19 protein-coding genes, 1 tRNA gene and 5 pseudogenes are annotated in these 25,450 nt (G+C 65.8%); 14 read left to right on the top strand and 11 right to left on the bottom strand.

From position 1 onward, the window contains the following. Window positions 1–98 precede the first annotated feature (98 nt). The 3 genes and pseudogenes from ACWDAG_RS19750 to ACWDAG_RS19740 form a co-directional block, all read right to left on the bottom strand. A pseudogene (locus ACWDAG_RS19750) lies at window positions 99–555 on the bottom strand (PIN domain-containing protein). Then, window positions 545–760 carry a prevent-host-death protein gene (locus ACWDAG_RS19745; protein ID WP_450697059.1) on the bottom strand — a complete coding sequence of 72 codons (216 nt, stop codon included), beginning with the start codon at window positions 758–760 and terminating at the stop codon, window positions 545–547. The pseudogene ACWDAG_RS19750 and the gene ACWDAG_RS19745 overlap by 11 nt, the downstream one beginning before the upstream one ends. Before the next feature lie 84 nt (window positions 761–844). Further along, window positions 845–920 (bottom strand) — tRNA-Arg (locus tag ACWDAG_RS19740). Between the two features lie 761 nt (window positions 921–1,681). Between ACWDAG_RS19740 and ACWDAG_RS19735 the strand changes: the two genes are divergently transcribed. The 8 genes from ACWDAG_RS19735 to ACWDAG_RS19700 all read left to right on the top strand — a co-directional run bounded on the left by ACWDAG_RS19735 (window position 1,682) and on the right by ACWDAG_RS19700 (window position 12,648). Then, window positions 1,682–2,833, top strand: a complete 1,152-nt coding sequence (locus tag ACWDAG_RS19735) for a radical SAM/SPASM domain-containing protein (RefSeq protein WP_450696873.1) — start codon at window positions 1,682–1,684, stop codon at window positions 2,831–2,833. A gap of 298 nt (window positions 2,834–3,131) precedes the next feature. Beyond that, window positions 3,132–4,607 carry a B12-binding domain-containing radical SAM protein gene (locus tag ACWDAG_RS19730; protein WP_450696872.1) on the top strand — a complete coding sequence of 492 codons (1,476 nt, stop codon included), beginning with the start codon at window positions 3,132–3,134 and terminating at the stop codon, window positions 4,605–4,607. Between the two features lie 5 nt (window positions 4,608–4,612). Continuing rightward, window positions 4,613–6,742, top strand: coding sequence for a carbamoyltransferase C-terminal domain-containing protein (locus tag ACWDAG_RS19725; protein WP_450696871.1), 2,130 nt, complete (start codon window positions 4,613–4,615; stop codon window positions 6,740–6,742). Window positions 6,743–6,798: 56 nt separating this feature from the next. Further along, the gene (locus ACWDAG_RS19720; protein WP_450696870.1) at window positions 6,799–7,836 is read left to right on the top strand and encodes a cytochrome P450; all 1,038 of its coding nucleotides are present in this window, start codon (window positions 6,799–6,801) and stop codon (window positions 7,834–7,836) included. Further along, window positions 7,833–8,987 carry a metallopeptidase TldD-related protein gene (locus ACWDAG_RS19715; RefSeq protein WP_450696869.1) on the top strand — a complete coding sequence of 385 codons (1,155 nt, stop codon included), beginning with the start codon at window positions 7,833–7,835 and terminating at the stop codon, window positions 8,985–8,987. Before ACWDAG_RS19720 ends, ACWDAG_RS19715 begins: the two co-directional genes overlap by 4 nt. 1,174 nt (window positions 8,988–10,161) lie before the next feature. Beyond that, on the top strand, window positions 10,162–10,353 hold the full coding sequence (locus ACWDAG_RS19710) for a hypothetical protein (protein WP_450696868.1): 192 nt from the start codon (window positions 10,162–10,164) through the stop codon (window positions 10,351–10,353). 20 nt (window positions 10,354–10,373) lie between these two features. Further along, window positions 10,374–11,357: an NAD(P)/FAD-dependent oxidoreductase gene (locus tag ACWDAG_RS19705; protein ID WP_450696867.1), complete on the top strand. Its 984-nt coding sequence runs from the start codon at window positions 10,374–10,376 to the stop codon at window positions 11,355–11,357. A gap of 19 nt (window positions 11,358–11,376) precedes the next feature. Then, window positions 11,377–12,648, top strand: a complete 1,272-nt coding sequence (locus ACWDAG_RS19700) for an MFS transporter (protein WP_450696866.1) — start codon at window positions 11,377–11,379, stop codon at window positions 12,646–12,648. A 71-nt stretch (window positions 12,649–12,719) separates the two neighbouring features. On the opposite strand, the gene ACWDAG_RS19695 is transcribed toward ACWDAG_RS19700, so the two are convergent. Together ACWDAG_RS19695 and ACWDAG_RS19690 are read right to left on the bottom strand one after the other, a co-directional pair. Beyond that, the gene (locus ACWDAG_RS19695; protein ID WP_450696865.1) at window positions 12,720–13,397 is read right to left on the bottom strand and encodes a pentapeptide repeat-containing protein; all 678 of its coding nucleotides are present in this window, start codon (window positions 13,395–13,397) and stop codon (window positions 12,720–12,722) included. A 144-nt stretch (window positions 13,398–13,541) separates the two neighbouring features. Beyond that, window positions 13,542–13,868 (bottom strand): annotated as a pseudogene (locus tag ACWDAG_RS19690) (NUDIX domain-containing protein); the annotation flags it as partial. 80 nt (window positions 13,869–13,948) lie between these two features. Here ACWDAG_RS19690 and ACWDAG_RS19685 point away from each other — a divergent pair. Both ACWDAG_RS19685 and ACWDAG_RS19680 read left to right on the top strand, forming a co-directional pair. Continuing rightward, a pseudogene (locus ACWDAG_RS19685) lies at window positions 13,949–14,540 on the top strand (IS5 family transposase); the annotation flags it as partial. Then, window positions 14,541–14,951 (top strand): annotated as a pseudogene (locus tag ACWDAG_RS19680) (IS5 family transposase); the annotation flags it as partial. Between the two features lie 412 nt (window positions 14,952–15,363). Here ACWDAG_RS19680 and ACWDAG_RS19675 read toward each other — a convergent pair. From ACWDAG_RS19675 to ACWDAG_RS19655, 5 genes are all read right to left on the bottom strand, one after another. Next, window positions 15,364–16,107 (bottom strand): SDR family oxidoreductase, encoded by a 744-nt coding sequence (locus tag ACWDAG_RS19675; protein ID WP_450696864.1) that lies wholly within the window; start codon window positions 16,105–16,107, stop codon window positions 15,364–15,366. A gap of 168 nt (window positions 16,108–16,275) precedes the next feature. Next, window positions 16,276–17,649, bottom strand: a complete 1,374-nt coding sequence (locus tag ACWDAG_RS19670) for a carboxylesterase family protein (RefSeq protein WP_450696863.1) — start codon at window positions 17,647–17,649, stop codon at window positions 16,276–16,278. Beyond that, a complete protein-coding gene (locus ACWDAG_RS19665; protein ID WP_450696862.1) occupies window positions 17,646–18,716 on the bottom strand; it encodes an LLM class flavin-dependent oxidoreductase in 1,071 nt (356 codons plus the stop codon). The genes ACWDAG_RS19670 and ACWDAG_RS19665 overlap by 4 nt, the downstream gene beginning before the upstream one ends. Window positions 18,717–18,823: 107 nt before the next feature. Beyond that, window positions 18,824–19,585, bottom strand: a complete 762-nt coding sequence (locus ACWDAG_RS19660; protein WP_450696861.1) for an IclR family transcriptional regulator — start codon at window positions 19,583–19,585, stop codon at window positions 18,824–18,826. A 61-nt stretch (window positions 19,586–19,646) separates the two neighbouring features. Continuing rightward, a complete protein-coding gene (locus ACWDAG_RS19655; RefSeq protein WP_450696860.1) occupies window positions 19,647–20,153 on the bottom strand; it encodes a flavin reductase family protein in 507 nt (168 codons plus the stop codon). Window positions 20,154–20,272: 119 nt separating this feature from the next. Between ACWDAG_RS19655 and ACWDAG_RS19650 the strand changes: the two are divergent. Further along, window positions 20,273–20,455, top strand: a pseudogene (locus tag ACWDAG_RS19650) (ISAs1 family transposase); the annotation flags it as partial. Between the two features lie 45 nt (window positions 20,456–20,500). On the opposite strand, the gene ACWDAG_RS19645 reads toward ACWDAG_RS19650, so the two are convergent. Next, window positions 20,501–20,671, bottom strand: coding sequence for a hypothetical protein (locus ACWDAG_RS19645; protein ID WP_450696859.1), 171 nt, complete (start codon window positions 20,669–20,671; stop codon window positions 20,501–20,503). A 175-nt stretch (window positions 20,672–20,846) separates the two neighbouring features. On the opposite strand from ACWDAG_RS19645, the gene ACWDAG_RS19640 reads away from it, so the two are divergent. The 3 genes from ACWDAG_RS19640 (at window position 20,847) to ACWDAG_RS19630 (ending at window position 25,370) form a co-directional block, all read left to right on the top strand. Further along, entirely contained in the window at window positions 20,847–22,463 is a 1,617-nt protein-coding gene (locus ACWDAG_RS19640; protein WP_450696858.1) for an MFS transporter, read from the top strand. Between the two features lie 300 nt (window positions 22,464–22,763). Beyond that, a complete protein-coding gene (locus ACWDAG_RS19635; RefSeq protein WP_450696857.1) occupies window positions 22,764–23,855 on the top strand; it encodes an oxygenase MpaB family protein in 1,092 nt (363 codons plus the stop codon). Window positions 23,856–23,924: 69 nt separating this feature from the next. Continuing rightward, window positions 23,925–25,370, top strand: coding sequence for an aldehyde dehydrogenase (locus ACWDAG_RS19630; RefSeq protein WP_450696856.1), 1,446 nt, complete (start codon window positions 23,925–23,927; stop codon window positions 25,368–25,370). The last annotated feature ends 80 nt before the right edge of the window (window positions 25,371–25,450 follow it).

Below are 25,450 nucleotides of genomic sequence, written 5' to 3'. Positions count from 1 at the left end.
GTCTCGCTCGCGAGGCGTGAGCCGGTGACGGGCGGTGGGTGTCCGCGACCGGGAGCGGAACCACCCTGCCTCCGGCGCAGGCCAGGGCGGACGCGGCACTACCGGTCGTGCAGGATCCCGGGCCGGGTGACGGGCACGATGGTGATCAAGCCGTCGGGGCCCTTGAAGTCGTCGGAGCTGGTGGAGAAGAGGGGGAGTCCCTCGGCCGGCCGCGATGGTGGCGATCATCAGATCGGCCACACGGTGACGGGGCTTGCGGCCTGTGGAGACGACAGCGGCACAGATTCTGCCGTAGAGGCGCGCCGCCTCCACGTCGAAGGGGATGGGATCGAATTCATTTTCGGCGCGCTGCAGGAGGTCCATGCGGCGGGCCCGCTCGGCGTGTTCGTCGGAGCCGCTCTGCTCGCCGCCGCGCACCTGGTGGGGGCCTGCGGAGAGTTCCGCGAGGGTGATGGCGCTGATGGCCATCTCGGCAGATAGCTCGTGGGCGTCGATCCACTTGCGCAGGATCATGATGCCGCTGTCGAGCAGTCCTTGCTCGTGCTCAACGGGCATACGGGTCGTCCAACTCCTGCTCGACGACGGCGTCCTGGTCGTCGCGGAAGGCGTCCAGCGAGACGTCGGGGGCGGTACGTGACACGGCCGCGAACTCGGCACGAGGAACGAAGCGACGGCGGCGGCGGAGCGGGATCAGCTCGCCGACACGATGCCCGCCGCGGGCGACGGCGAACGCCTGTCCGCTCTGGACGGCGTCCAGGATCTTCGGCCGGGGCTTCGTCGTGCCGCGCCATACCCGCTCTGACCAGCAAAAACGCCCTCCCGAAGGAGGGCGGAGACTGGGCGCCCCCGGCAGGACTCGAACCTGCGGCCAAGCGCTTAGAAGGCGCCTGGTGAGGGCACGTCTGCTGTGCCTCTGACCTGGTCTTACGTCATGTCTTGACCTGCCGTCAGCGAATATTCCGGCGTTTTCGGGAAGAAACCCAGCTGGTCCCGACTACTTCTGGGTGTGTGACGGTCCGGAGTGCGGCGCTTCGAGCTCGGCGCGACTTAGGGCACGCGGAGGGCGCAGAGGGACCGAAGAGGTCCGGATAAGCAACAGACCCCCATGCCGCCGACGTCGGGTTTCACGGTGGCGAGAATCGAACTCGCGCTCTCAGCTTGGGAAGCGATGGCGCTTGCGGAGCCGGATGGCTTCTGACCAGGGCGTATGTTCTCTGGCGTGGCGTCCGAGGGTGCAGGATCGCATCCTGTTGTCGCTTCGTCCGGTGTCAGGAGAGACCCTGCTTCCAAGCCCTCCTCGAACCTGCGGAGAGGAGTTTTCGTCTGCCGTCTTTTCCATAATTTTCCGTGCTGACACGTTTCAACAACACGGGCACGCAGCGTGGCCTCAATCATGCGAAATTTCCCCAATTTGCCAAGATTGCCATAGCTCCTAGTTTCTGGCCAACCGCCGACACTCTGAATCCACCCCGCGCCATTTCACCTGCAAAGAGACAGCCCCTGAGGGTTGACGCAAGCATCGAATCAGCCATTCCCTCACCCCTTACGACTGTGCCAATTATTAACAGAATATTAAATGCCTTGCGCGCCTCCCCGGCAGGCGCGCAAGATCGATGGATCTCGACAGACCTTCGATCTCGCGTATAGGTCCTCACGGGCTGCAGCAAAACAGGCGGGGGAAATGATCGATCTAGTACATGTCGACTTCAACTTGACCAATGCATGCAATCTTGCCTGCACGCACTGTCACAGCGCTTCCGGGAAGCCTCTTCCCGACGAATTGACGACGCAAGAAATCATCGAAATCGTGCACGCTCTTCACGCGCACGGCGTCCTCAGTGTGGCATTCGCCGGCGGCGAGCCCTTCATGCGACCCGACATCGTTGCCATCCTGCGCGAGGCTTGCAGTCTCGGCGGCTGGCGCGTGTCGGTGATCACGAATGGCCTGTTCTTCAGCGAGCGGCTGATCGCGCAACTGACCGACGAGTGTCCGAATCTCAGCCTGAACGTCAGCATCGATGGCTCGAACCCGGAGACCTTCTCCGAACTTCGAGCTCAGCCCAACGCCTCCCCTGCTGCTCGTGCAGCACTGTTCCGGCGAGTGACGGACGGGGTGAGGCGCATAGCCGCCAGTGGCCTGGAAGTATCCGTCAACACCACCATGACGCGTGCGACCATGCACGACCTGGTTCCCACGTATCGCTTGGCCGTAGAGGACCTTGGGGCCGCCTCCCAGGTAGCCATAAAGTTCTTTCCCGCAGGATACGGCAGGGATCACCTTGAGCGATACGACTTCCCTTGGAACGAGTGGGCTAGAGAGTTCAATAAACTCACTGAACTCAAGCTGTCAGGCGAGATCCCGGAAATGCAACTGTCCTTGCCCAGCGCCTGGGAGTTCTACCTTCCCCTCATTCACTCGGATATTGACGTCACGGCGGCAGAGGCCGCATGGCGCAACCGGAGTCCACTACGGGAACCGCGCTACGCCCGGGATCGCTCCATAGGAGACGTAGCAGGCGCTAACGAGCTGTGCATAGATGGCACTGGGTCGGTCTATCCCAGCATCCTGATGGTCGGAGACGATTCGGTCTACTGCGGCTCCCTGCGAGAGAAATCCCTGGCCGAAATATGGCGCGACTCGGCTCCCTTGAGCGTGCTGCGTGGCCTCTCCCTGGAATCCATCGACGGCGGCTGCTCATCCTGCGGACTGGCAGGTCTGTGCGGTGGAGGTTCCCGATCACGAGCCCTCGTGGAGAAGGGGAGTCTCACTGCACCGGACGTCTTCTGTCCGCTGATCGATGCCCGGCCTGAGCTGGTCGGGAGGACACAGTGACTGCTGCAGTGGTGGGAAAGGGAGCAGACCGTGTACGTGTTCGCTTCCACGACGAGGGGGTTCAGATCCGGACTCCCGGCCGCATCATCGACGGCAATCCCGACATGGCCTCGATCATCAGATGGGTGGTCGACCATCCCGCGGCCCAGGCCAGCGAGAGTGTCACAGCGCCGCCCGGGTCCACTGTCGGCTCAGTCTGCGAACTCCTGGCGTCCATCGCCCAGTACGGCGTATCGATCCGCGTGTGGGGGCGTGCCTGGGCCGAGGCCGTCGCCACGTACGAGGGGGAGCAGGTTCAATGACTCTCGACGTGCTTGTCGTCTCCCCATTCCGACGCGCGACGTTCCGGAAGGCCATCTCAAACCGGTACCCGGGCCAGGAGCCATGGGACTCCCCTCCGCTCACAGTGGCCGGCGGGTTGGAGAGTGCCGGCCTGCAGGTGGGCTATCTGGCCCTGCAGAACCTGTTCGATGCCTGGGACGAGCGGCGGGATCTGCCCAGGCTCCGCGAGATGCTCCACGCGCAGCCCGCGCGGGTGGTGCTCTTCGCCTCGGACTACTTCATCCCGAGCCGCTCGACGGCGACAGTCTTCGGCATGCAGATCGTGGCCAGGGAGGCCCGTTCGGCTGACGCCGACGTCATCATCGGGTCCGTCGGGCGACTGCCGACTACAGCTGGGCGGAGTGTGTTCTCCGAAGTCCCTGAGTGCGACTTCCTGGTCCACGGCGAACCCGAGTCGGTGATCGGGGACATCGTGACGCAGTTGCTGCGCGGTGGAGTCGGTTCGGGCGATCATCCGAGTCTGGTGACCCGGACCTCAATGGAGCGGGGAGACCGGCCCGAACCCGCTAGTACCGACACTCTGGACGAGACGCCCCTGCCCGCCTGGCATCTGCTCACGCCGTCGGTGGAATGGTGGGACAAGTACCAGAACCGCGGTGGGGCCGACCGGCTGCCGTTCAGCCTCCGCACCAGCGCGGGCTGCCGGTTCCGCTGCCGATTCTGTGCCGGCGTTCCCAACTGGCTGAAGTACCGGACCAAGTCCGCCGAGCGCGTTGCGATAGAGGTGGACACGCTGCTCGACGCTCTGCAGGGGCGGGCGTACGTGTCGTTCCTGGAAGACGAGATCTTCACCCGCGACCTCGATCACGTCGTGGCAATCAGCGACGTCTTCGTGCAGCGTGAACTGAAGGTGGAGGGCGTCTACACGCATTCGAGCATGCTGACACCCGAGATCGCCTCCCAGGTGTCACGCATGGCCAGAAGGGTCTATCTGGGCCTGGACAACGCGGACGACGAGATCCTCCGCGACATGCGCAAGGGCCAGCGTTTCGACACGGTCATGTCTGCTGTCGGAATCGCTCGGGCGGCCGGACTCGGCACCCATCTCGAATGGATCGTCGGCTCACCGCCCGAGACGATCGACTCGATCACCACCAGTCTCAACGCCATCGTCTCGTTGCTGGCTACCGGAGTGGTGGACAGCGTGGGGACCTATGTCTACTGCCCCCACCCCGGTACCGAGTACGCCGAGAAGGCGGAGGTATTCGGCGTGGAGATGATCGGTGGCCTCGAAGACATCCAGGAGTCAGGCGGTTACCCCGCTTCCGAAACGAGCCGCCTCAGTGCCCAGCAGGTCTTCACCGCATATCTGATGAGTCAGCTCGCCATCTCGGAGATCCTGCAGAGCCGCGCGCAGAGCGGTCCCGATCGGGCCGTTGGAACGCCGAGCCGGGACGAACTGCGCCGAATTCTCGAAAGGCTTGGGCGGTGACGAACATGGGTGACACCTATGTCCTCGGCATCAGCATGTCGAGTCACGACAGGGCGGCGGCCCTCCTGCGGAACGGGCGCATAGTCGCAGCTGTCGCAGAGGAACGCATCGATCGGCGCAAGAAGTCCCAGGGCTTCTACGCCCACACCGGCGGCAAGACCGTGCTCCCGCCGCTCGCTGCAGTAACGTACGTTTTGCGCGAGGCGGGGCTGCGCCTGGACGACGTACACCTCGTGGTGTGCGGCCGTTCCATCACCACATGTCGCGAAGCCGTCCTCGGATATCTGCCCCTGGATCCCGACCGTGTGGTCGAACCCGGTGTTCCCGCGCATCACCTCGGCCACGCGTACAGTGCCTACGCCACGTCACCGTTCGATGCATGTGACGTCCTCGTCATCGATGAACAGGGGCATCATCTGCCCGACGGCTCGTACGAACGAGCCACCTGGTTCTCGGGCGACCTAGGACCACTCCAGGTAGAGCGCAGGTTCCTCGGCCACGGGGGCGAGCTCAGCCTGGGCATGTACTTCGATGCCTTCGCTGCCCTGACAGGGCTCTCCGAAGCCGGACTCCCGGCGGCCGGGAAGCTCATGGCGCTGGCGGCCCACGGGGAGCGCCGTGCGGACTGGCCTTCCCTGACAGAGCATCTGGCAGACGGGGACGTCAGGATCCGGCTGGGGGCCATCGACGCCTTTCTTGAGGAGATCGCGCATCCAGTCGCGGAAGGCTACGCAGGTTGGGTGCCGGCACGCCTCGACGATCTGCGTCTCAAGTACCGGCCGATCCACTGGGGTACGCAGCTCGCCGCAGATCTTGCCCGCAAGGTTCAGGATGATCTGGAAGCCGCAGTGATCCACACGGCTTCCACACTGCGTGAACGAACCGGCCGTGCCAACTTGGCCTACGCCGGGGGCGTCGCTCTCAACTGCACAGCCAACGCCCGCCTGCGAGAGGCCGGTTACCAGGACGTCTTCGTCCATCCGGCAGCCACTGACGACGGCATTGCGGTGGGCCTGGCCATGTACGGCTGGATCGATGTGCTCGGGCATCGACGAGAGCCCGTCAAGAAGTTCTCCGCCTTTCTCGGCGCTCACCCCTCGAAGAGGGAGGCGACGACGGCACTGGAGGACTTCGGTCTGTCCTCGTACGGCCGCAATGCCGAAGTAACCGATGTGGCCCTGCTGTTGAGTCAGGACAAGATCGTCTGCTGGTACACGGGGCGATCGGAGTGGGGTCCTCGGGCCCTGGGCGCACGGAGCATCCTTGCCGATCCGACAAGCCCGGGCTCGGTCGAACGACTCAACAGCCGTGTCAAGTTCCGAGAGCCGTTCCGCCCTTTCGGCGTCAGCGTGGACGAGGACGCGGCGGCCGAGCTGTTCGACCTGGAGCTCCAGCCTCCATCGCTGGGTCCGTACATGCTCAGCGTGGCCGAGGTGGTCGAGCCCCGGCTGAAACACATAGCGCACAGAGACGGCACCGTGCGCTATCAGACGGTGCCGCGGGCTGCGGAGCACTACCACCGGCTCCTGGTCGAGATGCGTCAGTACATCGGGGTGCCCGCGGTGCTGAACACCTCGTTCAACACTGGCGGCGAGCCACTTGTGGAGACCCCCCAGGACGCCGTCCGGCAGTTCCTTGTCTCAGGCGCGGACGCCCTCTATCTCGAGGGCACGCTGCTCGAGCTGTCCGATGTTCCTGCCGAGGTTCGCGAAAGGGCTGTCGGCAAGGCGCAGGGTGCCGATGCTGTGGGCCGGCTGAAGCAGGCGTTGCAGCAGGAGGCCGCGGGCTACCCTGACGCCGCGCGGGCTATCGCGTCCGGAGTGAATCTGGGGCTTGAGCACGGTCCGCAGAACCTACGAGAGCACGCAGCGCTCCTTATGCGCCTGGCTGACGATGCACGACAGTTCGACGAGGCGTCACGGAGGGCGACAGAAGTTCTCAGCTGGTCGGGGATGCCTGCCGCGGCTTCGGAAGCAGCTTCACTCCTCGCGCGCCCGACGTCTTCCGACTCGCCACTGTCCGAACCTGCAGCCCGGTTCCTGAAGGCACTGGCGGGCCAGGGTCGGGCGATTCCCGTACTGCAGAAGGTTTTCGCTGCAGCACCGACGCATGAGAACACCGGCGGCCGCCCGTGACTTCGGCATCTGTACCCGTTGAGCCAGTAACTCCGTTCGGCGACGCAGTCTGGCTGGTGCAGGGTCAGGAAGAGGCCCGTGAGGTTCTCTCGGACGCCCGTGCGTTCCGTCCTGCGGCAACGGACGAGTACGTTCCCGGATACTCCAGGAGCTTCTTCCTGGCAACGGACACCTCGTCGCCCAGCGAGAAGGCACGGTTCCGCTCGGCTCTTGCCGGCGCCGTCTCACCGCAACGCATCGCGAGCTTCAAGCAGACGGTGCTGCACCCCACAGCCAACCGGATCGCGGCTGGCCTCCCGGTCGACAAGCCCATTGACCTCATCGAGTCTTATGTACGACCGTACAACCGTCAGGCGAGCTACGCCCTCGCCGGCCTGCCGAACGAAACGGGCGCTGAACTCGCCGCCCGGGTCCAGGTGGCCACGAAGCTGCTCGGGGACGGTGATACCCGACCTGTCGCAAGGGCTTTGTTCGCCGAGGTGAATTCGACGCTGCGGACCCTCGCCACGGATGGGCAACTGGCATCCACCGGCCTTCCCGGCCATGCGCTCGCCCGTGGCCTCATCACCGTTGAGGACGTACCCGCACTCACCGTGCCGATCCTGGAGATGGCGGCCTCCGACATGAGCGCGGCCCTGACGTTCGCCACAGTCGAGGCGGTATGTGCGCTGTCACCTTCTACGCAGCAGTCTCTTCTCAGTGACGCATCCGCCCGGGAGGCAGTCTGGGAGGCGGCCAGGACCCTACCGGACATCTATGTGACGCGGGTTGCCGCACGGCCCGTAGTCCTGGGGGGCCAACATCTGCGGGCAGGGCACCGTGTACTGCTTGACATCCCTTCGGCCAACGCAGATCCCCGGGCCTTCGCACAGCCGAAGAGCTTTGCGCCAGAACGGAACGCGGATCATCTTGCGTTCGGCCATGGTGAGCACCTCTGCATGGGGCGCGAACTGGCCCTGTCGACGGCCGTGGCGGCACTTCAAGGACTGCTCCGGCGTGGGCACTTGGTGCCTATCCCCGGTCGCCCCTGGCAGATCGCGCGTCTCCTCCCTCACCTCAACTGCGTTGGTCGCGAAGGTGAGCGTCTGACGTGACGGGTGCCTTCTGGGAACGTCGCGAGGACCAGTCGGTTCGGCGCACGGCCACCACTGCTCGGGCTGGCCAGTGGACGCTCGGACCGGCGGCTCATCGCCGCACGCTGCACTGGAGAGGCCAGAGAAACGAGCAAGTCGGATGGCTGATCCGGACCGACGAGGTGACACCACAACCGGACGGCGTCACAGCCCCTCTCCCAACCGAAGCCTTGGAAACACTGGCCGAAGGGGACGGTTGGCCCCTGGCTGACGCGGGCCATCAACTCAGCCTCACTCACATCGTGGGCACGCGGAACTACGAGAACTCGGAAAGCGTGTCGCAGGCTGTCGGCTTCGACGAATGGCACGTGGCCGGGGCTATGCCCGACACAGGCGACTCCGTTCAGTGCGTCGTAACTGATCCCGAACGACTCGCTGACGCTGCTGTCTACGTGGGCGAGCGGCTGCTCGCCCAGCACCATGTACCGGGACCAGTACCTGCGCCGGCGAGGTCACAACAGGCCGTATTGCTGGAACCTCCAGTGGCTGCGGCGCTGATACACGAGCTCGTCGGTCATGCTCTGGAAGAGCGGCATGTGCTTGAAGGAGAGCGGATACTCCCGCACGGTTGCTGCGTCACCACCTCCGGGCCTGCCGGACGCCCTCTCGACGACGAAGGTGTCACCTCCGACGAACTGGTCCTCGTGGAGGACGGCGTGGTCGTGGCATCGCTCGCCGACCGCATGACAAGACCGGAGCACCGTGGCACACCCAGCGGGCAGAGCTGGGCCGGATTGCACCATGCCAGGCCGACGGTGCGTCTGACGCACTTGAAGGCCGAGTGGAACACGAGGGGCAGTGCTGAGCTTCGCTCTCGCATGGGATTCATCCGCTGCCACGCGATCCGTGGGGCCCGCTACGTCAACGGGTTCGCGGTCCTCGACGTGGCCCGCGCCAACAGGGTGAGCAATACGACCATCGAATCGCCGGTGTCGCTCAGGCTCATCATCGATCACTCTCAGCTCAGCGAGGCGATTGACGCGCACCACCTTGCCGCTCCAGTTCGCTTCGACCCTGTCGGGCGGTGCGTCAAGGAAGGGGACGCCCTGCCGTCGATCGCCAATTGCCCGGCTCTGCTCCTACCTCAGGTGACGGCATTGGGGGCGCCATGACGGGCACAGCGTCCTGGCGGCTGCTCCGTGCCAGCGCCACGACGACTCGCACGATGCATCGACAATCCGGGCGCCTCGGCTTCACCGAAGAGACCGACTTCCGAGCCGCCCGACTCACCGTTGTTGTCCAGGGCCGGCTCGGGGCAGCAGCGGCGGTTCACAGCAAAGAGGTACGGCCTGACATCGCCTCACTCGTCGAGGAGGCCACGCTCGCGGCGCGCAATGGAGCCCCACTGCCGCCATGCCCGGCCCCAGGCCAATCCGATACGGCATACCAGGCAGCGACCGGGTCCGTGCCGCAGCGCTCCTGGCTGCGCGCGCTGCCCTGGCTCGAGCCTCTCGGCGAGGAACAGGTACGCATAGCCTCCGAAACAAGGGACCACACGGGTGCGTCCAGCCTTCAGAACAGTGGGGAGCACTGGCTTACGACCGGCATCGGTTCAACTGTTCTTGCTCGCATACCAGCTGATGCTCAGGTGATGCACATGGCACGTCCGGCACACGATGATGCTCGATGGCTGCTGTCGCCGTACGTCCTGTCGCAGGTTCTGCTCCAGCCGTTACTACAAGCACTGACACGGCAATGTCCGCTCCGGAAGTGGCCCCCTTGCGACATTCTCGACCCAGCCTGGGGCGGCACCACCGATTTCGAGGGCACGCCACGTGCCCCCACCTGCTTCGTACGCGGGTCACAAGTGCTGGTTCTCCCTGCCGACATGGAACGGGCGGGCCGAGAAAAAAGGGCACCGACAGGGCACTCCGGACTGTCGGGAATTGTGTTGCGTGACCTCGTGGTGAGAGGCACAGGAACACATGACACGCATCTTCCGGCGGGGGTTGTGGTGGGTGAGGGAACGTGCGTCGCCATGGCAGAGGACGGAGCGTCGGCTGTCGTTGCACTATCCCCGTTATCTGATGCCGGAGAGATTCTGCGTCCCGCCTTCCGGGCTTTGCCGAACATTTTTGACCTGATTTCCATAGGCAAGTGGTGCGGCCCTTGGCAGCGGGGGGCCGGGCCGTGGACATCACCATGGCTATCCATCCCCTCTTCACAATTACACCACTGACCATCGGATCTCGAAATCTCCTTTACCAAACAAGCCACCAAGGGTACGTTGTTAAGCGCGGGCAATTCAAAAGAATTGCCCGGAAGGAAAAACCAGAAGGAGTATCCATGTCGAGCACGTTGGCCCCGGCGTTCGAGGTGACGAACGTCGATTCCATGCAGTGGAACCGAACCTGCGCGGGCACCGACTCCTGCGCCGCTTTCGAACCCGCCGAGTCGGACCCCGTCCACATCCCTGCCGATGTCCTGGCCGACATCAAGGCGGCCATCTCACAGGAGATCGACTACATCAAGGCGTAGTCATAGTTACGCCGTACCGGGTGCCGCTTTCACGAGCGGCACCCGGTACGGGTGTGCTCAGAAAAGGAAGGCGAAAAGTGGCCGAGGTCGTTGTAATCGGAGCCGGCCCCGCCGGCGCAAGTGCCGCCCTCACTCTGGCTCGCATGGGCCGTCACGTGCACGTACTGGACGACAACAGGGGAAGGAACGCATCTGCCGCGAAAGTGAACGGATACCTTACGCAGCCCGATGTGACACCCCGGGAATTCAGGGAAAGAGCCCTGAATCATCTTGCGGATTTTCCGCATGTGAAGATCTCCTCGACCACGGCCAAGTCCATCCATCGTACCGGCGAGGATATCTCGACGGTGGCGACCACTGGGGGCGAGGTCGCAGCCCGGAGAGTTGTTTTGGCCACCGGTATCGAGGATTCCTTCGACATCTCAGGCGCCGCGGAGCTGCAGGGAAGGGGAGTGTACCAGTGTCCATATTGCCACGGATGGGAAATGCGAGGAAAAGAAGTCATCATCTCAGGCAATGGCCATTCTGCGGCGACAACAGCGCTTTCTCTGCGGAATGTTGCATCCCGGATATCGATCTTCGGTGAAGGGGAAATCGAGGTCCCGGAGGCGTTCGCAAAAGCTCTACAGAGTGTCGACGTCGAGTACATCGACGATCCAATCACGCATGTCACATACGATGATTCCCATGGAATTCTTGCGACCACCGTCACCGGAACACAAGTCGCTGCTCACGCCCTCTTCGGTAACGCGAGGACGAATCAACGGTCTGCTATTCCCAGGCTGTTGGGATGCACACTGACACCCGAAGGACGAGTACTCGTCGATCGCGCAGGCAAGACATCAGTCGAAGCCGTTTACGCGGCTGGCGACATGGCCGCAGTCCGCGATGAGCACACGGAAGCGAAGGTGGCTGTCGCGGCGGCTTCCGGAACACGAGTGGGCATCGCTGTGAACCTCAATCTGGCGTTCACCGACGCTTTCGGCGGACCCGAGCCCTCGTGACCGGAGAGGAACTACCAACGTGACGGACGCACTGTCCACCAGCAAGTCCCTGCAATACCCCCCTTTGCGGGAGAACATCTCCTTCCGGTATTTGTACTGGGCGGGAGCGATATCCTCGGCAGGCAATGGGGTCCGCATTGCCGCGCTTCCTCTGCTGACCCTGGCCGTCACCCGCGATCCCGTGGCAGTGGCCGGAGTCACGATTGCGAACCGGCTACCCTGGGCCATTGTGACCCCCTTCAGCGGGGCCATCGCGGACAGATACGACCGCAAGACTCTGCTCATCAGTATGGATCTGCTGCGCGGGCTTCTCGTGGCGCTCCTGGCTGCCACAATTCTGCTGCATGGCGAGAGTCTCCTCGTGATCTACGCCATGGCTCTGCTCTTGGGAGTCGCAGAGACGATCTTCTCGTCATCCTCCCAGGGGATCCTGCCCGAGGTCGTGAACAGTGATGACCTTCTGTCAGCGAACAGCAGGATCTTCACCACTCAGATGGTGGGATCGACCTTCTTCGGCCCGATGATCGGAAGCTGGATCTATTCCTTGGGTCGCGCAGTACCGTTTATCTTTGATGCTCTGAGTTTCTTCGGTGGGTGCTTTCTTCTCCGCAAGGTTGAAGTGAGGCGAGCGCCGACCAAGAAGAAATCAAAACAGTCGCTGCTTGCCGACATCAAGGATGGCCTGAGCTGGATCGGAAAGCGACCGGTAATGCGCTCCTTCACTCTCATTGCAGGAGTTGTGAATTTCACCCAGAGCGCCACGCAATCAGTTCTGGTCCTACTGGTCGTAAACGACCTCGGCACAAGCGTCGAGGGATACGGATTCGTCCTTGCCGCCGAGGGAGTAGGCGCTTTTCTCGGCGGCATGCTGTCCGCGAAAATTGGAAAGAGGTTGGGTGTTCACAACGTTCTGCTGCCCGGGATCGTGATCACATGCCCTCTCTTCCTGATAACAGGCTACGGGCACTCCGCATTCCTGATCGCTGCGATGCTCTCTGTTAATGCGTTCGCTGGGTTCATGGTTAACGTTCAGATGGGCTCTCTCCGCCAAATGATCGTTCCCGGTGATTTCCGAAGCCGGGTCGCTAGTGTCAACATGTGGGTGGCCATGGGGATTGCTGTCCCTGCCGGATCTCTTGCCGGTGGCCTCATCGCCCAGTGGACCAGCACAAGGATGGTCTACATCGTCTCGGCGGTAATTGTAGGCTTCCTCAGCCTGGCCATCTTCCGCAGCATCCGGCCGCGAGCTCTGAGTATCGCAGTCGCCGAATTGAAAGAGGCACAGGGATGACGTGTTCGCGATAGGATCGAATAACTAGCCAGGGGGATGATTCATCACGCTGGCTGCCACTGGTCTGTTCTTCAACGGCCAGTATCTGAGTCGTGATCCTCCACGATCAACCCAGCCATTCGGGCAAGCGCAGGCGCCAGTTCGAGCAGCTGAACAGTGCTGATTCTTGCACCTTTGAGCGCGTCAAGGCCAGAGACGATGCCCAACTGAGTGGCGTCACGCAAGTCGACGTCCTTCATCTCCGCTTTGTCAAGGTGCACCCGATCCAGTGCCGATCCAGGGAAAGACACGTTGGTCAGACTGGCCCCGCTGAGGTCGACATCACGCAATAGGCAATCCACGAACACCACATCCCGCAGCCTGGCGACACGCGCGTTGACCGAGTCGAACTTGCAATTATGAAAGGCTACTCGGCGCATCTGGGTGCCGAACATCTCCACGCCAGCCAGGATGCTAGCCGCGACCTCGCTGTCCATCCAAGTCGACTCAGCAAAGTCGGCGCCCACTATACGCGCCGTAGACAGCCAAACGTCATCAAACCGAGAACGCCGAAATCGACCTTTTGCAAGGGTAACCGCTGAGAAGGCGCATTGGAGGAATTCCGAACTTCCACCACTCACTTCTTCGAAGTTGCACCCATCGAAGCGCACGAATTCATACGCCCCCTCCCTTTCCAGCTTGCCGGTAAAATGCTCAAGACGGTGCGCGTAGGGAAGTTCGGCTATCTGCCGAGGCTCCAAATTTCGCATGCCAAAAACCGCCTGTCTCCATGGTGGGTTTGAGTGGCATCGCGATGCAATTCCTCTCAGGCAACCGCGCTTCTGGTGTCCGGGCCACGACGGCAGCTTTTCATGGTTGTGTCACGTGGTGCATGGGAGCACAGGAAGTCGCGGTCAGTGCCAACCGTCCACGGACATCTGAGGTCCACCGCTGAGGTAACAGTAATGGGCGCTGGCCGTGGTATCCACGCACTCTTGGGGGATGGATTCTGCATCGACCCAGCGGACCTGGGCGTGTTTGCGCGGTTTGCGGTTTTCGGGTTCGCCGGTCCATTCGTGGACGGCAAAGACGACGGTGAGGAAGTCGTTGGGGGCTTCGACACCCCATGCGCTGTGGATGATGTGGGCGACCTTGAGGGTCTCCGGGTTCACGGTCAGGCCAGGCTCCTCGTACAGCTCGCGCACGGCGGTCTCGGTGATCGGCTCGCCGGGTCCGCTCTTACAACGGCTAACACAATGAGGTGGATCGCTCCTGGCTGCCGTGTCCGGGGCGGGAGTTGAGCGTTCGGTCCGGTGTGGGGATGTCGCCGTGGATCGTGTCGGATGAGCTGTGGGATCACCTGGAGCCGCTGCTGCCGCAGCGCGAGCGACGCTTCCGCTATCCAGGGCGCAGGCCGTTGCCGGACCGGGATGTGCTGTGCGGGATCTTGTACGTGCTGCACACCGGGATCCAGTGGGAGTACCTGCCGCAGGACCTCGGTTTCGGCTCGGGCATGACCTGCTGGCGCCGACTGCGCGACTGGAACGAGGCCGGCGTCTGGCAGCGGCTCCACGAGGTCCTGCTCGCCGAACTCAACGCGGCATCACGCCTGGACTGGTCCCGCTGCGTGGTCGACTCCTCCCACGTCAGGGCCCTAAAAGGGGGCAGCCACGGGACCGTCGCCGGTCGACCGGGGCCGGGCCGGCTCGAAACACCACCTCATCACCGACGGACACGGCACCCCGCTCGCAGTCCTGCTGACCGGCGGCAACCGCAACAACATCACCCAGCTGCTGCCGCTGCTCGACGCGATCCCGCCGGTCCGCGGCCGGGTCGGGCATCCCCGCCGCAAGCCGGACTCTCTCTTCGCCGACCGCGGCTACGACCACGACGTCTACCGCGACCAGGTCAAGCACCTGATCACCGACGGGCACGGCACCCCGCTGGCGGTCATCCTGACCGGCGGCAACCGCAACGACGTCACCCAGCTTCTGCCTCTGCTGGATGCCGTCCCGCCCGTCCGCGGCCGGGTCGGCCGGCCCCGCCGGAGAGCGGTGACGCTCTACGCGGACCGCGGCTACGACCACGACAGCTACCGCAGGCAAGTCCGCGCCCGCGGCATCGTGCCCGCCATCGCGCGGCGCGGAACCGGACACGGCAGCAGCCTGGGCGTCTACCGGTGGGGGGTCGAGCGGACCTTTGCCTGGCTCCACGGCTTCCGCCGGCTGCGTGTGCGCTGGGAACGACGAGCAGACATGCACGAGGCATTCCTCAAACTCGCCTGCTGCCTGATCACCCACCGACAACTGAACTCATTCTGTTAGCCGCTGTAAGGAGGGGGATGGCTTCTGACCTGGGCGTTTGTGCTGTGCCGCCGCGTCCGAGGGTGCAGGTTCGCACCGCTGTTGACCGTGGTTTACCGGTCTTATGGGCACGCCGTCGACTCAGAGGCGCGTGGAGCGCTTCTCAAGGGCTGACGGAAAGCCAGCTTCCGGAGACGCCCCGGTCGGAAAGGTGCCGTTGCAGGAGCACAATGAGGCCGTCCTCGCCCGTCGTCCCCTGGCCCACCGGGACTCACGCGTCACGGCACGAAGGCGACTGAGGACAGGCGAGGTGTCGGCGCGTCGTGCCTGCCACAAGAGGATCAAAGCACGTATCGCCACCGGTTTCCGCTCGGTCACGGTCCGCCACCGACACTCCTGCGCCCCTCGCCCGTCTCCCCGCGCATCCTCGCTGTCAGAGGGCGGTCTGGCCGCCGTCCACGATAAGGTCCTGGCCCACAGTGAAGGCCGAGGCATCGGAGGCCAGGTAGACGACGGCTTCCGCGATCTCTCCGGGCAGGCCCATGCGTTTCACAGGGATGCCGGAGCTGATCGCCTCCAGCATCGCCGCGCGCTGCTCTCCGAACTTGGCATACAGCGGGGTGTCCACCGGTCCAGGGCTGATCGCGTTGAACCGGATGCCGTGCGATGCGAGGAGGTCCGCGTTCCACGACTGCATCAGGGAGCTGACAGCCGCCTTCGTCGCGGCGTAGGCGTTCGCCCGCCCGTAGCCGCCGTGCGCGCTGGCGGACGCGTTGAGTATGACCGAGGACGAGTTGGCCAGCACGGGTACCAGGGCCTGCGTGAGGAAGAAGACGCTCTTGACGTTGATGTCGAAGAGCCGGTCGAAACTGTCCTCCGTGTGGTCCTCGAACGGCCGCCAGTCCGAGACGCCGGCGTTCAGAAAGGCCACGTCCAGCTCTCCGAAGTGCTCACGCACCCGCTCCGCCAGGCCGCGCTGCGCATCGAGATCGCGCGCATCCGCCCGGACCACCTCCACCTTGTCCCCGAGGACCTCTCGCGCGTTGTCGATGCTGGCCGGGGTCACGCCGGTGACCAGCACGTCCGCCCCCTCTGCGATAAAACGCTGCGCGGTCTCCAGACCGATCCCGCTCGTGCCGCCGGTGATGAGGGCGCGCTTGCCCGCAAGACGATTCATGTGTCTGTTCCTTGTCGAGATATGAAGTAAGTCGATGGACTTAGCAACTGGGGGTTGCTGCTGCACTCCCCTCGGCAAGTGGATCCACTTACCGTCGAGGGGGATTTGTTGGTCACGTGGACGTCAGTGAGGTGCCGCGCATGCGTGAGCTGCCGGAACCCACCGACTTCAGCTGACTTGACAGGTTCCGCTGTGATCCTCGTCTGGTCGCTCTGTCGTCGGCGGGTGACCGTAGAGGAAGGCTCGGAAGTCGCGTCGTAGGCGGATGGAGACTTCGTCGATTCCTTCATCGCCTGCGTAGAGGCGGGCGAGTTCGGGGTGGCGATGGTTGCCGAACAGTACGGGCACGTCGAGGGTGTGGGTGGCGCCGAGCCAGCCGTCCCACAGGGTTGCGGGGCGCCTGTAGCGGGTGCGCCGGACGCGGCTTGGTGCGGCGGCGGCCCAGGCGTCGGCGGGTTCTTCGAAAAGGGCGCTGGTCACGGCGGCGGACAGCGCCCAGTGCGGGTCGTCCGCTCTGGCCGGCGGGAGTGAGAGGGCTGCTTCCTTGTAGCGGCGGTGGCCGTCGCCGGGCAGCATCGCCGCGGCGAGGGCTTCGGCCTCGGTCGACGTCAGCCGGCGCGGGGAGCGTTCGTCGAGCACGAAGAACGTGCCCTCGTCGGACGTCGTGTTGAGCCTGGTCGGGATGGCGGAGGGCGCGGGGAGGCCGTCCGCGAGTTCGCCCGCGGCGACAGGGCCGAAGCGGTGGGTTGGGGCGATCGCGGACGCGGCGGCGATCAGCGCACTGTCGTCGAGCTCTGCCAGCTGTCGGACAGGTACGTCGAGTTGTGCGGCCAGGCGCTGCACGACGTCGGCTGCGGGGTCCGGTGCGGTGAGGTGGGGGGTTCCGCTGTGCAGGGACAGTGCGGCGATTGGTGTGTCGGTGCCGGGCATTACGGACTGTATGGCCGCGCTCATCGCGCCTGCCGAATCCCCGGCCAGAGTGACACGGCCGGGGTCGCCGCCGAACGCGGTGATGTTGCGGCCGACCCAGTCGAGCGCGGCCCTCTGGTCGAGCAGGCCGAGGTTGGCGTGGTCGCCGGTCAGTTCGGGGTGCCAGGCGAAGCCGAGCGGGCCGAGCCGGTAGTTGACGGTGACGACGACGGTTTCGGTGTCTTTGGCGAGCGTCGCTCCGCGCAATGCGGGTACGTCGCCCGATCCGTTGGTGAACCCGCCGCCGTGAATCCATACGAGCACGGGCAGATTCGCTCGGCGGTCCGGCTGTGGTGTCCATACGTTGAGTACGAGGTGGTCGGGGCCGGAGGGTCCGGACCGGCCGAGGACCATCCGGGCTCGAAGGCTTCCCGGCTGCGGTGCGGTCGCCCCGAATCGGGTCGCCGGCCTGACTCCCTCCCACCTGCGCGGCAGGGTGGGCGGGAGGAACCGCGATCCGCCCGTGGGACCGGCCGCGTAGGGAACACCGAGGAACGTGGCCACACCGTCCTCGACGGTCCCTTCGAGTTCTCCTGATTCGACGCGCACACGCATCGTGGTGCCTTTCGTCATGCGACCGTGACTCCTCGGAGGCTCAGCGTCTTCTGTGCGGCCTCGCGGGCTGCCGGGGCGACGTGGTCGGCGACGGCCCTGGCGGTGGCGGTGGCTTCGGCGAGCCCGATGTCGCCGAAGATGATCGACAGTTCGAGGTAGTTGATGCCGGACGCCTCGATCTGCGCCACGATCTCGTCGCGCACGGAGTCCGCGGTGCCGACGAACGCGTTGCCCTTGGCGAGGAGCTTCTCAGCGGAGAAGACACCGTCCAGCCGGTGGTCGTCGTTCTCGTGCCACAGGTGCAGGATGCGCTGCTCGAGCAGGGCGCTCGCGCGGTGGAAGACGTCCTCCGCCTCGGCCCGGCTGCCCGCGACCACGACCGGGCTGGAGATGCCGAGACGCGGCCGGCCGGCGACGGGATTGAGCCGCTCCTCGTCGGCGCGGTGCTTCTCCCAGGTCGTCCAGAAGGTGTTGCCCACCTCGGCGACCCGGCCGTTCTCCCAGCGCGTGACGAAGTTGATGCCGTTGGATGCCGCCCACTCCGCGGTGGCCGCGCTGCCGGAGGCGTACCACAGTTGCGGGTACGGGCTCTGGACCGGGAGCACGGACAGCGCCGCGTCGTAATCGCGCAGCAGGGTTCCTTGATGCTTCATCCGGCCGGTGCGCAGCGCCGTCGTCACCGCTGTGAGCGTCTCCTCGTAGATCGCACGGGCCTGATCGCCTTGGACGCCCAGGATGCCGAGTTCCGCTGAGCTGACACCGGGGCCGACGCCGAAGTCGAGCCTGCCGTGCGAGAGTTGGTCCAGCGCGGCGATCTCCTCGGCCAGGCGGAACGGCTCGTAGGCGGGCAGGACGTTCACCAGGGTGCCGATGCGCAGCGTGCTGGTGATCCGGCTCAGGGCCGCGACGAAGAGGTTGGGCGACGGGACGACCGAGAGCGGCGTGCCGTGGTGCTCGGTCACGTGATAGTGCCCGAACCCCAGCCGCTCGACTTCCTGCGCGAAGCGGAACCGGTCGTCGAGCAGTTCCCCGACACCGCCGTGGGCGAGATCGAACGAGTCGAAGATGCCTAGTTCCAGAGACATGAGACGGCCTTTCCGCTTCCCGGTGTTCGTGACCTTCGATCACTGTGCGCGGGAGGCGGGAGGGCGGTCGAGGAGATCTTTCCAGTATGTGGAAAGGCCCCGGGCGATCAGCCGGGGTTCGCGATCTCCCGGGAGATCAGCTGGGCGTACTCCCGCAGCGGGGGGATCAGCCGCGGGAGGTTCGCGTCGGACGCGGGGACGAGCGCCGTCAGCGCCATTGGAGTGCGGTCGATCCCGGTCGCCACGGGCACGGAGAGCGAGGACTGCCCGGGGGAGCTCTCAGCGCGGGCGATGGCGTATCCGGCCTGTCGCGCAGCTTCGACTTGCGCGAGGACGAGGCGCGGCAGGATCTGGGTGTACGGCGTGTGCCTCTCCAGGCGTGTACGGAGTGCTTCGGAGAGCGCGGTCTTGTCCACCGTCGACATCAACAGCTTGCCCGCGCTGGTCGCGAACAGTGGGAGCTCGTCGCCCGCGTGCGTCAGGCGAATGCTGTCGAGCTTGCCGCGCACGGTGTCGATGCACACGAGCCGGTCGCCGATCATCGTGCTCAGCGCGACGGCCGCCCCGGTGCGCGCGGCGAGTTCATTGGCGAACGGGAGGGCGGTCCTCCGCAGCTCGCGCTCCCAGGCCGAGGACACGCCCAAGCGCCAGATCTTCTCTCCCAGCCGGTACGTCCCCGACTCGGTCCGCTCCACGCCGCCCCACGCGACGAGCTCGCCCAGCAGCCGATGCGCCGTCGAAATCGGCAGGTCCGCGCGGCGCGCCAGCTCGCTGAGCGTGAGCGGCGAGGATTCCGCGCCGAGGAGATCCATCAGGCCGAACACACGCCCGACGTGGCTGTTGGACTCGCCGCCGGGCTTCTGCGCCATCGAGACTCCAAGTACGTCCACCTCAGATATCCGCGATGTTAACCAGGAAATCGGGCGTTCACTACACGCGGTCGGTCACGCGGCGGAACCTGCTGCGGTGGAACAGCAGCGGTTCGACGGCCGACTGCGCACGCGCGTCTTCCACGAGGAGGAACGCGACCTCGTGGTCCCCGATCGTGGTGAGTTCGGCGATCGAACAGCTCAGTATCAGCGCGCTGCCTCCGATGTGCACCGCGCCCTCGGGTGTGGCGGTCCAGTCGGCGCCGGCGAACCGGTCGCCGGGCCCGGCCAGCACGCGCGCGTAGTCCGCGTGCTGGTCCGCCAGGACGCTGATGCCGAGTTGCCTCACTGCGCGCAGCCGCGCCCAGGTCCGTGACTGGGTCCCGAGCGCGACGCTTACCAGTGGCGGGTCCAGGGAGACAGTCGTGAACGAGTTCACGGTCAGACCGACCGGAGACCCGTCGACGAGCGCGGCGACCGCGGTGACGCCGGAGGGGAACAGCGAGAACGCGCGGCGGAGTTCTTCGTGTTCGGCTGACCTGACCGGTGTTGCTGCCTGAGTCGTCATCGCTGATCACCTCGGAATCGCTGACACTGTGATCTCCACAGTCACCGCCCGGCAGGTGCCTGTCGAAGAATTCCTTCCGCGGATTGGAAGGCCCGGCACAGGGGCCTGTCCGTCGTCGGCGGCAGCAGCCAGTCGGCGACGAAAAGTCCCAGGTCAGGACCCGCAATACACCGACCGTGCCCGCCGCTGTCCGCGACCTGATCCGCGGCGCACTCAAACTCGCTGGGTACGTCAACACCGCCGCCGGACGCCGAGCCCACACCGAACGCCACCGCGCCCTCGCCCTCTGCGGCATCACATGATCAACCAGGCATCCGAGGCAAACGCCGGAGCCTTGGGTCGCACCCTCATTCCAACAGGGCGCCGTTGCCGGGCCGCTCCTCGGTCGGGTGTTGGGCCGTCAGCAGGAACCATGCCTCTCCGTCTGTGTCCTGCAACGGCCACAGACGTATCTGGACGTCCAGCGGGCGTCCGTCGCGGTGCAGCACCGTGTCGTCGGCCGCGAACAGAACGGTCACCGGCCTGCCGACGATCTCCGCGGCGGACGCAGCACGCCCGCGGCGGCGATTCTGCTTCCCGGAATCAAAAGCCTGAGCTTGACGACCGTAAAGTGCTCGACCTTACGATCGTATAGTATGTGCGTGCTACAGGTAATTCGACTCGCTTGATCGAGCACGTAAGGAAGGGAAGCCCATGGCTACAACACCGGCCGGTGCGCGGGCCCAAGCCGAGCCTGGGGGTGACCCCCCCGACGGAACGGCTCCGACGGCGCACCGACAGATCATGCGGGTGCTCTTTGGGCTCCTGCTCGGCCAGTTCGCGGGTCTCCTGTCCTCCACCATCGTCTCGAGCGCGCTGCCCGAGATCATCAGGGATCTGGGCGGCGGCCAGAGCGCGTACACCTGGGTCGTGACGGCGGGCCTGCTCGCCCTGACGGCCTCGACTCCCCTGTGGGGCAAGCTCGCCGACCTGGTCAGCAAGAAGGCGCTGGTCCAGACGGCCCTGGTGATCTACATCGCCGGTTCGGTCGCCGCCGGTCTGGCGCAGAGCTCCGGGGAGCTGATCGGCGCCCGGGTCGTCCAGGGCTTGGGCACCGGCGGTCTGGCCTCGCTGGGCCAGATCATCCTGGCCGCCATGGTCCCGCCCCGGGAGCGCGGACGGTACTCCGGCTTCCTCGGGTCCACGTTCGCCGTCGCGACCGTAGGCGGCCCGCTGATCGGCGGAGTCATCGCCGGCACGTCCTGGCTCGGCTGGCGCTGGTGTCTGTACGCCGGCATCCCCCTGGCAGTGACCTCCTTGGTGGTACTGCAGCGCACGCTGCGGCTGCCGCACGGTCGACGCGAGGTCAAGGTCGACTGGGCCGGCGCCTCCTTCATCACCGCCGCCGTGTCGCTGCTGATGGTCTGGGTGACATTCGCCGGCGACACGTACGACTGGCTGTCCGCGCAGACTTGTGCCATGGTCGGCGGCGCGCTCGTGCTCGGAGCCGTCTTCGTGCTCGTCGAGGCGAGGGCCGCGGAACCGATCATGCCGCTGCACCTCTTCCGCAACCGCACCATCACTCTGACCTTGGCGGCCTCGTTCGTCGTCGGCGTCGCGATGTTCTCGGGCACGGTCTTCTTCAGCCAGTACTTCCAGCTGGCGCGCGACAAGTCCCCCACGATGTCGGGCGTGCTGACGGTCCCGATGGTGGCGGGCCTGTTCCTGGCGTCGACCGGCTCCGGGCGGCTCATCACCAGGACCGGGAAGTGGAAGGCGTGGTTGGTCGCGGGCGGCGCGCTGCTGACAGCTGGCCTCGGGTTGCTGGGCACCATCCGGTACGACACCGCGTACTGGCGGATCTCGATCTTCATGGCGCTGCTCGGCCTCGGTATCGGCATGCTGATGCAGAACCTGGTCCTGGCCACCCAGAACCAGGTCGCCGCGGAGGAACTCGGTGCCGCCAGCTCGATCGTCACCTTCTTCCGCTCGCTGGGCGGCGCGGTGGGGGTCGCGGCGCTCGGCTCGGTGATGTCGAGCCGCGTCACCCATCACGCCCAGGAGACCGTCGGCTCACTCGGCGGGGCGGAGCAGGTGGTCGCGGCCAAGGCCACGGACACCGGTCGGCTGCCCGACATGGACCTGCTGCCCGCGCCGGTGCGTACCTGGCTGCAGGGCGCGTACGGGCACGGGGTCGCCGACGTCTTCCTGTGCGTCGCACCGTTCGCGTTCCTTGCCTTCCTGGCCGTGCTGTTCATCAAGGAGGCGCCGCTGCGGGAGGCGGCGATCGTGGCGAAGCCCGCACCTGCCGAGGCGCCGGCCGCTCCCTGAGGTTCTCCTGTCGTCAAGCGCAGGGCCCCGAGCCTTACGGTCGTAAGGGAAGTCACCTTACGACCGTAAGGTTTACGGCTTTACGATCGTACAGTCTCGGGTGTAGGCTACAACTGTCCGATCGTCCAGCGGATGGCCTGCTCTTGGCCATGGAAACACCTGGTCGAAGCGGTTTCGAGAGTTCCCTCTTCACCGAAATGAGGCGACATCGTGGTGTCGACAACGGGCAGCGTCAACCTTCCTGCACGGGTCACAAACATCGAAGAAGCTCGCGCGAAGCACGGCTCCAGGGCAGATTTCATGTTGGACATGCTCCAGGTGGGCGACCCCCTGGCCGACGCGGTGATCCTGGAGATCAACGAGCTCGGCAAGGAGGCCAAGCAGCAGCTGAACCAGGGCCTCGCCGACGGGCTCGACAGCCTGGACAACCCGCCGCCGGCCGTCGCCGCGTTCCTGACCCAGCTGGAGACCCTGCCGGAGTGGACCGACCACGAGACGCTGGCGGCGGGAGATGCGGGCGACCTGTCGATCCCTCCGATGTGGAATTTCCTGACGGCGGCGGGCCTCCAGCTGGTCCACGTGTACGCCTCGCCCAGCATCGCCAAGCTGCTCGTCCAGACGGGGTCGCTCACCACCATGTCGCCGCGGCGCCTGGCCGAGACCGCGGCCTGGCGCGAGCAGGCCGTACTGCCAGGTGGTCTGCTGCGCGGCGCACCCGGGTACGTGGGCACGGCCCAGGTACGGCTGCTGCACGCCCGAGTGCGTCACACGGCGATGAAGCACGCCTGGGACAACACCGAGTGGGGCGTGCCCATCGGCCAGGTCGACGTCGCGCGCACCTGGCTCGACTTCTCCGCGGTGCCCTTCCTGTCGGCACGCAGGCTCGGCATCACCTTCACCGAGGAGGAGCAGGCCGAGCGCTACCGGTACTGGTCGTACCTCGGTCATCTGCTGGGCCTGGACGAGCGGTTCCACCTCGCCATCCGCAGCGACGACGATGCCGAGGTCCTGATCGACCTGCTGGACTCCACCGTCGCCGAGCCCGACGAGAACTCCCGGGCACTGTGCGAGGCGACGCTGGACGCCAATGCCGAGGCGCTGACCGCCGGCCCGCTGTCCATGCTGGACCGCGCGACCCTGCGGGACCTCTTCAACGGTCTGCTCCGCTTCTACCACGGCGACAGGTTCGCCGATGCCCTGCAGTTGCCTCCCTCGCAGAGCGCCGGATTGATCCCGCTGCTCGGCGCCGCCGCCGCGCAGTCCTGGCAGCTGGAGCGCATCACGCCGGAGACCGCCGTGCTGGCCCGAGAGCGGTTCACCGCCCAAAGGGCCGACGCCGCCGCCAAGCCGCTGACGGGCCACACCGCCTATCAGGCGAACGTCTCTCCGTAATCACCGGAATCAGCCAAGGCCCAGGTGGCCTGACCCCGGCCGCACCACTCCCCCTCTGAGGAAGCAGCCATGACGCACACCTACAACTCCCTTTTCATCGACGGTCAGTGGGCCGCCCCGCACTCCACCGACGTCAACACCGTCATCAACGCCACCACCGAACAGGCCATGGGGCGCACCCCCCTCGGTGACGCCGCCGATGTCGACGCCGCCGTCGCCGCCGCGCGCCGCGCCTTCGACGGCACCGGCTGGTCCGACCTGGCCCCGGCCGAACGCGCCGACGTCCTGGAGCGGTTCGCCAACGAGCTGGAGAAGCGCGCCACCCTCATCGCGGAGACCGTCACCGCCGAGAACGGCATGCCCATCAGCCTCTCCGTCACGGCCAACGGCTACTCGGGAGCCGGCCTCCTGCGCTACCACGCCGGTCTGGTTCGCGAACTCCCGCTGGAAGACGTGCGCGTGGGCGACCGACCGGGCGAGATCCTGGTCCGGCGTGAGCCGCTGGGCGTGGTGGCCGCCCTGGTGCCGTGGAACTACCCGCAGGCCCTGGCCATGATGAAGGTCGCGCCCGCGCTGGCGGCCGGCTGCACCGTCGTCCTCAAGCCGGCCCTGGAGACGGCCCTGGACGCCAACATCATGGCCGAGGCCGCCCTCGCGGCCGGACTGCCCCCCGGCGTCTTCAACGTCGTACCCGGAGGAGTCGAGGCGGGCGAGGCCCTGGTGGCCCACCCCGGCGTCGACAAGGTCGCCTTCACCGGATCCACGGCCACCGGACGCACCATCGGCTCGGTCGCCGGGCGGCTGCTGCGCCCGGTCACCCTCGAACTCGGCGGCAAGTCCGCGGCCGTCATCCTCGACGACGCCGACATCCCGACGGCCGTGGCCGCACTGGCGAAGGTGTCGTTCCCCAACAACGGGCAGACCTGCACCGCCAACACCCGCGTTCTCGCCCCCGCCCACCACTATGAGCAGGTCCTCGACGTGATCACCGACCTGGCCCGGTCCCTGACCGTCGGCGACCCCCTCGACCCGGCCACCGCCATCGGGCCGGTCGTCTCCGCCCGGCAGCGGGAGCGGATCGAGGGATACATCACCACCGGCCGCACCGAGGGTGCCCGGCTCACGACCGGCGGCCGCCGCCCCTCTCACCTCGACCGCGGCTGGTTCCTCGAACCCACCGTCTTCGGCGACGTCAGCAACGACATGACCATCGCCCGCGAGGAGATCTTCGGCCCCGTCATCGCCGTCATTCCCTACCGGACCGACGACGAGGCCGTCGCACTCGCCAACGACTCCGATTACGGCCTCGCCGGCAGTGTGTGGACCGCCGACATCGAGCGCGGCACGGCACTGGCCCGGCGCATCCACACCGGCACCGTCGGCATCAACGGCTACCGCATGGACAACGCCGCTCCGTTCGGCGGCTACAAGGCCAGTGGCCTCGGCCGCGAGAACGGCGTCGAGGGACTGCTGGCGTACTTCCAGGTGAAGTCCGTCCTCCTGCCGACCGCCTGACTCTCGACTCCCTCTCACCGGGGCCGGGGATCACGAAGCCCTATGCTGGACGATCGTCCAGCATAGGGCTTCGTGATCCC

Source organism: Streptomyces sp. NPDC001157, from assembly GCF_053598255.1.
Note: the sequence above shows the minus strand (reverse complement) of the source record. Positions and strands in the feature narration are given on the sequence as shown.